Here is an 11,170-nt window from a genome sequence, read left to right on the forward strand (position 1 = left end):
GCGCCGTCAGGAGGCGTGCGCCGTCAGGAGACGTGCGCCGGTCCGCGGCCCCGCTGCTCCGCGAGGCCGCGGACCAGGGCGACGATGCCGCCGACCTGCGCGCTGTAGGCGGCGCCGTCGAAGCTGTTGGTCACCGCGAGCCCGTCGATCATGGCCTGGCCGAGCACGGCGATCCGGTCCACGAGCGCCCCGTCGGCCTCCTTGCCGTCCGGCGCGAGCACGGGCGTGAGGGCTTCCACCCACGAGGCGCGGGCGTAGGCGCGGATACGCCGCACCGTGGTCAGCACCGACTCCGCGTCCTTGTGCGGGCCGACGCTGATGGCCAGCAGGATGCGCAGGTACTCCGGCCGCTCGTCGAGGGAGGCACAGGCCGCGGTGACCCACTTCTCGAAGCGTTCGAGCGGTTCGTGGCCGTCGTAGGACGAGGGGTTCGGGAATGCGGCGTGCAGTTCGTCGAAGGTGCGTTCCAGCAGGGCCGCGAGGACGCCGAGCTTGTTCCCGAAGTGGTAGTAGATCGAACTGGCCGGCAGCCCGGACCGGGCGGTCAGGTCCGAGATCGACATGCCGTCGTACCCGCGGCTGGTGACGAGGACCCGTGCGGCGTCCAGGATGGCGCCGCGGCTGCTCACGGGGGCGCCGGTCGTCGCGGGGTCGGTTTCCTTCACCACCCGTCAATGATAGGGGCAGGCAGGGGCCGCTCCCCCGGGCACGGTCCCTGCCTGTCGCCCCGCCGGTCGGCCGGTCGGCCGGTCGGCCGTCAGACGAGGCTCAGCGCCACGTCGATGTTGCCGCGCGTGGCGTTGGAGTACGGGCACACCTGGTGTGCCTTCTCCACCAGTCCGCCCGCGACGGCCGGGTCCACGCCCGGCAGCGACACCTGCATCTCGACGGCCAGGCCGAGGCCGCCGTCGTGGGTCTTGCCGATGCTGACGCGCGCGGTCACCAGCGAGCCGGTGATGCTGACGCCGGCCTGCCGGGCGACGAGGCCGAGCGCGCCCTGGAAGCAGGCGCTGTAGCCGGCCGCGAAGAGCTGCTCGGGGTTGGTGCCGGCGCCGCTGCCGCCCATCGCCTGGGGCATGTTGACGACGACGTCCAGCTTGCCGTCGTCGGTGGCGACGCGGCCGTCCCGGCCGTTCTCCGCGGTGGCGACGGCGACGTACAGGACGTCCAGTGACTGACTCATGATCAGGTTCTCCTCGATGGTGTCTCGGTGGGGTGCGGTGGGGTGGTGCGGGAAGGCGGGCGACGGTCCGGTCGGGACCGCGCCGGGATCGAGCGGGCTCAGCGCGCGGCCTGCTCGATGATCTTGGTGACGGCTGCGGGCCGGCTGACCATGACCGCGTGGGAGGCCTTCACCTCGCTGACGTGCGCGTGCGCGCGTGCGGCCATGAAGCGCTGGACGCCCGGGGCGATCGCGTGGTCCTCGAGGGTGACCAGGTCCCAGGAGGGGATGGTGCGGAAGGCCTCTTCGGCGCTGGGGTCGGTGACCGCCCTGGTGTTGGCCGGGCGCTGGGCCGCGGCCAGGTCGGCGGCGGTGTCCGGGTCCACGTCGCCCGCGAAGAACTGCCGGAAGTGCGCCGGGTCGATGGACACCTCGGTGCCGCCCGGGACCTGGGTCGAGATCAGCGGCAGTGACGGCGTGGTCCTGGCGGCGAGGTCGCCGACCGTCTCGCCCTTCTCGGGGATGAAGCCCGCGATGTAGACGAGGGACTTGACCTCGGGGTCCGAGGCGGCGGCGTTGGTGATCACCGCGCCCCCGTAGGAGTGGCCGACCAGGACGACCGGGCCCTTGATGGTGGACAGGTAGCTGGAGACGTACGCCGAGTCGCCGGTCAGCCCCTGGAGGGGGTTGGCGATGGCGCGGACCGGATAGCCGTCGTGGCGCAGTTCGGTCATGACCGACGACCAGCTGGACGAGTCGGCCCACGCCCCGTGCACCAGGACGACGGTCGGCTTGGGCTGCTGGGCGCGCGGGCCGGCGCCGTGGTCGGCGGCGTCGGCGACGCCGGGCAGCAGGGTCGCGCCGATCAGCGCGGCAGCGGCGGCGGCACCGGCGCCGGCGAGTGCGGTACGGCGGGAGAGACGGATACGCATGGTGGAGCCCTTCTCAAGCGAGGCGTGGGGGGAGGGGGTGATCCCTCGGCGCGGGAGAGTCGTCCCCTGCGACCGCGCCGATGCCATGGGCTTCCGCCCCTCCGCCAGGTAGACTAACTAGTAACTCTACCGACGAGGGACACAGTGCCATACGGAACCGCCCGGGGCAAGGCGAGAGGAGCCCGTACCATGAGCGATGTGAACGTGCCGGTACGAGAACGCCTGATCAACGCGGCCACCGAACTCTTCTACGCACACGGCCTGCGGGCGGTGAGCGCGGACCGGATCATCGAGCGGGTCGGCACCACGAAGGTGACCTTCTACCGCCACTTCAGGACGAAGGACGACCTGGTGGTGGCCTACCTGGAGGGGCGCGCCGCACTGGAGCGCGAGGCCATCGACGCGGTGATCGCCCGGGCCGGCGGCGACATCGACACGGCGCTGCGGCTGATCGCGGAGGCGATCGGCGCCATGGCGTGCAGCCCGGGCTTCCGCGGCTGCGCCTTCATCAACGCGGCCGCGGAGTACCCCGATCCGGCCGGCGCCGTACGCCAGGTCGTCCAGGCGCACCGGGCCTGGTACACGAAGACCTTCGAGCAGCTCATCGCGCCGCTCGGGCTGGCGGAGCAGGCCGCCGCCGCGGAGGACCTGATGGTGCTGCGCGACGGCGCCATGGTCTCCGGATACCTCGGCGACCCCGCGGGCGCGGCCGGCTCCTTCCTGCGCGGCTGCCAGGCGATCCTCCACCGCCCGGCCGGCTGACCGCCGCTGACACGGCCTCAGGCGAGCAGCAGCCGCAGTTCGTCGCGAACGGCGAGGAGGGCGTCCACGCTCTGCTCGGCGCGGCTGATGACGAGGGCCCCTTCGACCGCGCTGACGGCGAGCGTGGCCACGCGGTCGGCGCGCGAGGCGTCGATCCCGCGCGCGGCGAGGTGACGGGCCAGTGACCCTCGCCACGCCCGGAAGAAGTCGGCTCCCGCGTCCCGGAGTTCGGGCGCCCGGGTGGAGCGCTCGATGCAGATGGGCACGACCGGGCACCCGGCGGTGAAGCCGGACCCGGCGAACTCCGCGGCGACCGCGTCGACGCACGCCGCCACGAAGTCCGCGGCCGAGCCGGCGCCGGCCGCGGTCGCCTCGATCCGCTCCAGCAGCTGAGCGGTCCGCAGGGCGACCACCTCGGCGGCGATCTCGTCCTTGCCGCCGCGGAAGTGGAAGGTCACGGACCCGCGCGGGGCACCCGACGCGTTCACGATGTCGCTGATGGCGGTCGCGCCGTACCCCTGTTCGCGCATGGCCCGCATCGACGCGCGGATGATGCGGTCCCGCGTGTCCGTCCGCCGCCCCATCACACCCTCCTCGCCTGTCTCCCCACGCTACCAGGACGTACGTACGAGCGAGCAGCGTTGCTAGTATGACCGTACGAGCTAATGCGCCGGGCCGCCGGCGCCCGGACCGACACAAGCGGAAGGAAGACCATGTACACCCGCGCACGCACCGCCCTCGTCCTCGTCGACGCCACCAACGACTTCATCTCCGAGCACGGCAAGGCGTGGCCGGGGCTGCGCGAGGTCTGCGAGGAGGTCGGCACGGTGCCGAACATGAAGCGGACCCTGGAGGCGGCGCGCGCCGCCGGCGTCCAGGTGCTGCACGCGCCGATGGTGACCCAGCCGTGGGACTACGGCCCCTGGCACCACCGCACCCCCAGCCACGACGGCATGGCCCACGCCCAGCTCTTCCAGGCCGGGAGCTGGGGCGCCGAGTTCCACCCCGACTTCACACCCGTCGACGGCGAGGTCGTGGTCACCCCGCACAAGACCTTCGACGCGCTGCACGGCACGGACATGGACACGCAGCTCCGCCAGCGCGACATCGACCACCTGATCCTCTGCGGCCTGACCACCAACACCTGCGTGGACTCCACCGGCCGCGACGCCGTCGAGAAGGGCTACCACGTGACCTTCGTGTCCGACGCGGTGGCCACGTTCACGCGAGCGATGCAGCGCGCGACGATCGAGCTCAACTGGCCTCGCTACGCCCACCGGATCGCGACCGCCGACGAGGTCGCCGACTCCCTGGCGCACGCGCGCTGACGCGCCGCTCGCGCGAGCGGGAGCCGCCACACCGCTCGTGGGCAGGGCTTCCTCGTACCGTTTTTAAGAGACAGAACGTTCTGCCTCATTTTCTTGGTAGGGTGACTGGGCGAGCCCCGGGCAAGGGCGTTCGGCGCGACCCGACGCGCCGCGCTCGACCCGGGCTGCCCACCACGTGAGGAAAACCCATGCCCACCCTGCCTGAAACAGGTGTGCCCTCGCGCACCCCTCGCAAGGACGGGGGCGCGCCTGAGCCGATGGCCCATCCGCAGATCATGCGCGCCCTGTCCGGACTGCTGCTCGGCCTGTTCTGCGCCATCCTGTCGGAGACCGTCGTCACCAACGCGCTGCCGCGGATCATCGGCGACATCGGCGGCGGCCAGAGCGCCTACACCTGGGTCGTCACGTCCTCGCTCCTCGCCGTGACCGCCTCCACGCCCCTGTGGGGCAAGCTCGCCGACCAGTTCAGCAAGAAGGTCCTGGTCCAGTCCTCGCTGGTCGTCTTCGTGACCGGCTCCCTGATCGCCGGCCTCGCGCAGAACCCCACCACGCTGATCACCGCGCGGGTCGTCCAGGGCCTGGGGGTCGGCGGGCTGTCGGCCCTCGGGCAGATCGTGCTCGCCGCGATGATCTCCCCGCGCGAGCGCGGCCGTTACTCCGGCTACCTGGGCGCGACCTTCGCCGTCGCCACCGTGGGCGGCCCGCTGATCGGCGGCGTCATCACCGACACCTCCTGGCTCGGCTGGCGCTGGTGCCTGTTCGTCGGCGTGCCCTTCGCCGTCATCGCGCTGGTCGTGCTCCAGCGCACGCTCAACCTGCCGGTGCCCCGGCGGAAGGCCACCGTCGACTGGGCCGGCGCCTTCTTCGTCACCGCCGCCGTGTGCGCGCTGCTCATCTGGGTCACCTTCGCCGGCGACAGGTACGCCTGGCTGTCCTGGCAGACCTGCGCGCTGGTGGGCGCGTCGGCCGTACTGGCGCTCGTCTTCCTGTTCGTCGAGACGAAGGCCGCCGAACCGGTCGTCCCGCTGCGCCTGTTCCGCAACCGCACCGTCGCGCTGGCGTCCGGCGCCTCGCTCTTCGTCGGCGTCGCGCTGTTCGCGGGCACCGTGTTCTTCAGCCAGTACTTCCAGCTCGCCCGCGGCGCGACACCGACCATGTCGGGCCTGATGACGATCCCGTTCATCGCCGGCCTGTTCGTCTCCTCCACCGTCTCCGGACGGTTCATCAGCCGCACCGGCCGCTGGAAGGCCTGGCTGGTGACGGGCGGCGTCCTGCTGACGGCGGGCGTGTCCCTGCTGGGCGCGCTGCGGTACGACACCCCGTACGCGTACGTCGCCGGCGGCATGGCGCTGATGGGGCTCGGCGTCGGTACGACCCTCCAGAACCTGGTGCTGTGCACGCAGAACCAGGTGTCCGCCGACGACCTCGGCGCGGCGTCGTCCACCGTGACCTTCTTCCGCTCGCTCGGCGGCGCGGTGGGCGTCTCGGTGCTCGGCTCGGTGCTCACCACCAGGATCGGCGACCACGCCGCCGGCACCATCGGCCGGCTCGGCCCGCAGGACCGGGCCGCGGCCGCGAAGGCGTCCGGTGGCGGCGAACTGCCCGACCCCGCCGCGCTGCCGCACGCCGTCCGCGACTGGCTGGAGGGCGCCTACGGCCACGGCATCGGGGACGTCTTCCTGTACGTCGCCCCGATCGCGCTGCTCGCCCTCCTGGTGACCCTCTTCATCAAGGAGGTGCCGCTGCGCTCGTCCGGCGGCCCGGAGCGGCCCGCGGACGAACCGACTCCGTAACTCCCGCACCCCTTCACGCGCGACGGCTTCCCCCGCACAGGCGGCCGGCCGTCGTCGGTACCCGCACGTCCACCACAGATGGGATCGCGTTTCCATGATGAACAGTTCACCGCTCACCCCCTCCGGGCAGATCCTGCGGCTCAACGCCGAGGAGACCGAGCAGCGCGGCCTGCCGGCGGCGGCGAGCCTCGACGTCCTGCGGGACAGCGGGGCGCTGGCGCTGCGCACGCCCCTCGAGTACGGCGGGGAGTGGGCCGACGCGCCGGCGGCGGTGCGCCGTCTCGCCGAACTGGGGCGCGGCTGCCCGTCGGCCGCATGGGTCGCGGCCACGTCCGCCACGGCCAAGACGCTCCTCACCCAGGGTCTGGGCGCCGACGCCCACAAGGAGGTCTTCGGCGACCCGGACTCCCTTGCCTGCGGCTCCGGCCACCCGTCCGGCCGCGGGGTGCGGGAGGCCAGCGGGGTACGGGTCAGCGGCCAGTGGGACAACGTCTCCGGGTGCGAGGCGGCCGCGTGGGCGAACCTCGCGGTGATGGTCGACGACACGTACCACGTCGCAGCCGTGCCCCTCGGGGACCTGCGCGTCGAACGCAACTGGCACATGGCGGGCATGCGCGGCACCGGCAGCCAGCGGCTCGTCGCCGACGGTCTGCTGATACCCGCGCACCGCATCGCACCCGGCGGCCCGCCCCGGCGCCAGGACCAGCTGTTCTTCGCGCTGTGCCTGCTCGCACCGGTGGTGGGCGGCGCGCGGGGCGCGCTCGACACGGTGGAGGAGATGTTCCGGTCCGGCCGCAAGCCCTACATGACGGGCTACGCCGGCATGGGCGACTCGCCCGGGGCCCGGCACTGGCTGGCCAGGGCCGCCTGGCTGGTGGAGCGGGCCGAGCGCACCGCGCTGACGACCGCTCAGGACAGTACGCGGGAGGACCTGGACGAGGCGGCGGGCGCGCGGCTGCGCGCGGGGATGGCGGATGCCGCCAAGGACTGCCGGGACGCCGTGGAACTCATGCTGGACCTGCACGGCGCCGCCGGTTTCCGGGAGACGAACGCCTTGCAGCGCTACTGGCGGGACATCGCGGTGGCCGGCCGCCATCCCCTGCTCTGCGGCTACCTCGCCGCCGAGAACCTCGGCACCGCGCTGGTCTCCTGATCCGACCTGGGCCGGCGCCCGAACGCCAGTCCCGCTCCCCTTTGCCGACAGTCCCCTTTGCCGACAGTCCCGACCCGCGACGGCGCCCGCGCGCGCCCAGGATCGCCGGAGGTACCGTGTTCGCCGCGTTCGCCCGTGCATTCACCACGCCCGACCTGCGCAGGAAGCTGCTCTTCACGCTCGGCGTCGTCGTGGTGTACCGGCTGGGCACCCACATCCCGATCCCCGGCGTCGACTACCGGGCGATCCGGCAGTGCCTGGACCAGACCTCGGGCAGCCAGGGGCTGTTCGGGCTGGTCAACCTCTTCAGTGGCGGCGCGCTGCTCCAGATCACCGTCTTCGCGCTCGGCATCCTGCCGTACATCACCGCCAGCATCATCCTGCAACTGCTGACCGTGGTCGTCCCGCGGCTGGAGGCACTCAAGAAGGAGGGGCAGGCCGGGACCGCGAGGATCACGCAGTACACCCGGTACCTGACGGTGGCGCTCGCCCTCCTCCAGAGCACCGGCCTGGTGGCCACCGCCCGCGGCGGCGGCCTCTTCTCCACCTGCACGGTCTCCGGCGGCATCGTCCCGGACCAGTCGGTCTTCACCACGGTGACGATGGTCGTCTGCCTGACGGCCGGCACCGGCGTGGTCATGTGGCTCGGCGAGCTGGTCACCGACCGCGGTATCGGGAACGGCATGTCGATCCTGATGTTCGTCTCGATCGCCTCCACCACCCCGTCCGCGCTGTGGGCGATCAGGAAGCAGGGCTCCCTGGCGGGCGGCTGGATCGAGTTCGGCGGGGTGCTCGCCGTGGCGCTGGCCGTCGTCGGGTTCGTGGTGTTCGTGGAGCAGGCCCAGCGCCGTGTCCCGGTGCAGTACGCCAAGCGCAGCATCGGCCGCCGGTCGTACGGCGGCACCTCCACGTACATCCCGCTGAAGCTGAACCAGGCGGGCGTGATCCCGGTCATCTTCGCCTCGTCGCTGCTCTACCTCCCGGCGCTGGCCGCGCAGTTCGCGGGCGGCGACGCCGGGTGGAAGACCTGGGTCGGCGTGAATCTGACCAGGGGCGACCATCCCGTCTACGTCGTCGTGTACGCCGTGCTCATCGTGTTCTTCGCGTTCTTCTACGTCGCGATCAGCTTCGACACGGACGAGGTCGCGGACACCATGAAGCAGTACGGGGGCTTCGTGCCGGGGATCAGGTCCGGGCGGGCGACCGCGCGGTATCTGAGCTACGTGCTCAACCGGATCACCTGGCCGGGCGCGCTTTACCTGGCGCTGATCGCCCTGCTGCCCACCGTCGCGCTGGCCGTGACCGGGGCGAGCCAGGACTTCCCGTTCGGCGGGACCAGCATCCTGATCATCGTCGGGGTGGGCACGGAGACGGTGAAGCAGATCGAGAGCCAGTTGCAGCAGCGCCACTACGAGGGCCTGCTGCGGTAGGCGCGCGGCGCGCCGACCCGCCGGGGCGGGGCGGGTTCGGCGCGCGGGCGCGGCCCGGTGCCCGGGCGGTGTCAGACCGGGTCGACTCCGGCCACCATCGGCGGGGTCGGGACGACCGGGAACGTCTGGAAGTACAGGTGCTCGACGCGGCGCAGCCGAATCCGCCATCCGTCGGGGGTGCGGACCCAGTCGTCGTGCCAGTAGCCCACCGCGTGGGTGTTGCTCCTGCCGTCGCGGCTCACGTGCGTGTGCCAGTGCGGGGCGATCGAGTGCGCGGTGTCGCCGTCGATGGTGACGGTGGCGTGCCCTTCGATGTGCTGCCAGACGTCGAAGGAGAGCCCCAGGCCCTCCTTGCCGCCGACGAGGCCCTTGCCGCGCATCAGCTCCGCGTAGCCGGCGAGGTCGAAGACCCGGCCCCCGGCAGCGGTCGCGTCGATCTCGGCGTCGGGGGTGAAGAGCTGACCCCACTGCGCGAGGACGTCCGCGTCCCCGCTGTCGGCCTGGTGCAGGTCCTGCCCCAGGCCGTAGAGGGCGACCTTGTCCTGGATCTCCAGTCGGTCGCACAGGTACTGAATCCGGTCGGCGTCACTCATGGCTCTCCTCGCGTGTCCCGATGCCGGGCCGCATCAACCACATTTCCAAGAGTGTGGAAATGTGGTTGCGACGCTACCATGGGCTCCATGCAGCGCAGACCCCGCATGTCACCGCCCATGCCCCTGCCGGACCTGGCCCGGCTCTTCGCAGTGCTGGGCGACGAGAGCCGGCTGGCGGTCGTGCGGCTCCTGCTCGACGGCGAGCTGCGGACGGCCGGCCAGATCGCGGAGCAGGTGTCACTGCCGGCCTCGACGTGCTCCTACCACCTGACCAAGCTGCTGAACGCGGGCGTCACGACCTGCCAGGCCGAGGGCGCCTACCGGTTCCCGGTCCTGCGCCGCGCCGAACTGGAGCGGGAGTTCCCGGGCGTCCTCGACCTGATCGCGAAGGGCGCGCCGCAGACCGTCTGACGGCGGCTCGGCTCGTACGGGGCCGGCGGGGGACCGAAGAGCCGCGCGGGGCCGTCCTCACCCGGGGGCCGTACCGCGCGACGCACGGGAGCGGCACCGCGGCCGTGACCGCCGGCGGAAAAGCGTTGGCGGCCGGTGCGGCGGGCCTGTTACGTTCCCCGGTATGAAGCGCGCCGCGATCAACGCCACGACGACGCCGGAGAGTGTCCCGGCGCGCTGATCGATGTCTGTCAGTCCGAAGCCCCGGGGCAGCCGCCCCGGGGCTTCGTGCTGTCGTGGTGGGCCGCCCCGCCGACCCCACCACCGCAGGAAGGCGGCACACCATGGACGAAGTTGTGGACGAGGCCTCGCACCAAGCCTCGCACGAAGCCGTGCACGACCACCGCGAACTCGGCCGCGAGCTGGGCCTGTTCGGCAGTGACCCGCTGATCGGCGCGGGACTGCCGTACTGGCTGCCCGACGGCGCCGCGGTGCGGCACGCGCTGGAGGAGTACATCCGCGGGCGGGAGCGCGCGGCGGGCTACCGGCACGTGTACTCGCCGGCGCTCGGCAAGCGCGAGCTGTACGAGGTCTCCGGGCACTGGGCCCACTACCGCGACGACATGTTCCCGCCGGTGGACGTCGGCGGCGAGCAGATGGTGCTGCGCCCGAGCCTGTGCCCGCACCACGCGCTGCTCTACCGCTCGCGGTCCCGCAGCTACCGCGAACTGCCGCTGCGCATGGCCGAACTGGGCGGGATGTTCCGCGCCGAGCTGTCGGGCGTGCTCGGCGGGCTGACCCGGGTGCGGGCGATCCAGCTCAATGACGCGCACATCTTCTGCACCCCCGGGCAGGTGGAGCAGGAGGCCGCGGCCGCGCTGGAGCTGATCGCGTCCGCGTACGCCGCGATGGGCCTGCGTGCCGCGCGCTACCGGCTGTCGCTGCCGGGGCCGGGCGGCAAGTACGCGGCCGCGCCTGAGATGTGGCAGCGCGCCACCGACGCGCTGGTCGGCGTCCTGGCCCGGCTCGGCCTGCCGTACGAGGCCGAGCGGGGCGAGGCCGCGTTCTACGGCCCGAAGATCGACGTGCAGGTCGCCGACCACGCCGGGCGGGAGTCGACCCTGTCCACCGTGCAGGTCGACTTCCACCAGCCCGAGCGGTTCGACCTGGGCTACGTGGGCGCGGACGGCGCAAGGCACCGGCCGGTGATGGTGCACCGCAGCGTCGTCGGGAGCGTGGAGCGCGCGGTGGCGCAGCTGGTGGAGGTGCACGGCGGGGCGTTCCCGGCCTGGCTGGCGCCGCTCCAGGTCGCGGTGCTGCCGGTGGGGCCCGAACAGGCCGGTGCCGCCGCTGAGTTCGCCGCGCGCTGCGCCGGGCTCGGGTTGCGGGCGGAGGTGTCGGACCCGGAGCAGGGCAGTCTCGGTGCGCGGGTGCGCCGGGCGCGCCTGGTGCCGTACCAGGCGGTGGTCGGGGCGCGGGAGGCGGCGGGCGGCCTGGTCGCGCCGCGGCTGCGGGACGGCCGGCGCCTCGACCCGCTGCCCGGGCGCGAGTTCGCGGCGCGGGTGGCCGCGCTGGTGGGCGCGTACGAGGTGCGGCTGTGGGACGGGCCGGGCGCGGGGTGACGGTG

General features: G+C 72.7%; 12 protein-coding genes. 7 read left to right on the forward strand and 5 right to left on the reverse strand.

The window, feature by feature from the left end:
• Positions 1 to 23 precede the first annotated feature (23 nt).
• From AC3EVP_RS23070 to AC3EVP_RS23080, 3 genes are all read right to left on the reverse strand, one after another.
• Positions 24 to 668: a TetR/AcrR family transcriptional regulator gene (locus tag AC3EVP_RS23070; protein ID WP_435132542.1), complete on the reverse strand. Its 645-nt coding sequence runs from the start codon at positions 666 to 668 to the stop codon at positions 24 to 26.
• An 89-nt stretch (positions 669 to 757) separates the two neighbouring features.
• Positions 758 to 1,183, reverse strand: coding sequence for an organic hydroperoxide resistance protein (locus tag AC3EVP_RS23075; protein WP_435132545.1), 426 nt, complete (start codon positions 1,181 to 1,183; stop codon positions 758 to 760).
• Positions 1,184 to 1,281: 98 nt separating this feature from the next.
• On the reverse strand, positions 1,282 to 2,094 hold the full coding sequence (locus tag AC3EVP_RS23080; RefSeq protein WP_435132547.1) for an alpha/beta fold hydrolase: 813 nt from the start codon (positions 2,092 to 2,094) through the stop codon (positions 1,282 to 1,284).
• 189 nt (positions 2,095 to 2,283) lie between these two features.
• Between AC3EVP_RS23080 and AC3EVP_RS23085 the strand changes: the two genes are divergently transcribed.
• Positions 2,284 to 2,856: a TetR/AcrR family transcriptional regulator gene (locus AC3EVP_RS23085; protein WP_335979137.1), complete on the forward strand. Its 573-nt coding sequence runs from the start codon at positions 2,284 to 2,286 to the stop codon at positions 2,854 to 2,856.
• Positions 2,857 to 2,873: 17 nt separating this feature from the next.
• Here AC3EVP_RS23085 and AC3EVP_RS23090 read toward each other — a convergent pair whose 3' ends face one another.
• Entirely contained in the window at positions 2,874 to 3,440 is a 567-nt protein-coding gene (locus AC3EVP_RS23090) for a TetR/AcrR family transcriptional regulator (RefSeq protein WP_435132550.1), read from the reverse strand.
• Between the two features lie 129 nt (positions 3,441 to 3,569).
• Here AC3EVP_RS23090 and AC3EVP_RS23095 point away from each other — a divergent pair, with 129 nt between their 5' ends.
• From AC3EVP_RS23095 to secY, 4 genes are all read left to right on the forward strand, one after another.
• Entirely contained in the window at positions 3,570 to 4,184 is a 615-nt protein-coding gene (locus AC3EVP_RS23095) for a cysteine hydrolase family protein (protein ID WP_435132553.1), read from the forward strand.
• A 257-nt stretch (positions 4,185 to 4,441) separates the two neighbouring features.
• Positions 4,442 to 5,977 carry an MDR family MFS transporter gene (locus tag AC3EVP_RS23100; RefSeq protein ID WP_435132573.1) on the forward strand — a complete coding sequence of 512 codons (1,536 nt, stop codon included), beginning with the start codon at positions 4,442 to 4,444 and terminating at the stop codon, positions 5,975 to 5,977.
• Positions 5,978 to 6,071: 94 nt separating this feature from the next.
• The gene (locus tag AC3EVP_RS23105) at positions 6,072 to 7,130 is read left to right on the forward strand and encodes an acyl-CoA dehydrogenase family protein (protein ID WP_435132555.1); all 1,059 of its coding nucleotides are present in this window, start codon (positions 6,072 to 6,074) and stop codon (positions 7,128 to 7,130) included.
• 116 nt (positions 7,131 to 7,246) lie between these two features.
• A complete protein-coding gene (secY, locus tag AC3EVP_RS23110; RefSeq protein WP_435132557.1) occupies positions 7,247 to 8,560 on the forward strand; it encodes a preprotein translocase subunit SecY in 1,314 nt (437 codons plus the stop codon).
• 71 nt (positions 8,561 to 8,631) lie between these two features.
• Here secY and AC3EVP_RS23115 read toward each other — a convergent pair whose 3' ends face one another.
• Positions 8,632 to 9,153 (reverse strand): nuclear transport factor 2 family protein, encoded by a 522-nt coding sequence (locus tag AC3EVP_RS23115; RefSeq protein WP_335979128.1) that lies wholly within the window; start codon positions 9,151 to 9,153, stop codon positions 8,632 to 8,634.
• Positions 9,154 to 9,240: 87 nt separating this feature from the next.
• On the opposite strand from AC3EVP_RS23115, the gene AC3EVP_RS23120 reads away from it, so the two are divergent.
• Together AC3EVP_RS23120 and thrS are read left to right on the forward strand one after the other, a co-directional pair.
• Complete coding sequence (locus AC3EVP_RS23120) at positions 9,241 to 9,564, forward strand: ArsR/SmtB family transcription factor (protein WP_435132561.1); 324 nt, start codon at positions 9,241 to 9,243, stop codon at positions 9,562 to 9,564.
• Between the two features lie 323 nt (positions 9,565 to 9,887).
• Positions 9,888 to 11,165, forward strand: coding sequence for a threonine--tRNA ligase (gene thrS / locus AC3EVP_RS23125; RefSeq protein WP_435132564.1), 1,278 nt, complete (start codon positions 9,888 to 9,890; stop codon positions 11,163 to 11,165).
• Positions 11,166 to 11,170 lie beyond the last annotated feature (5 nt).

It is taken from the genome of Actinacidiphila sp. bgisy144 (assembly GCF_057708105.1).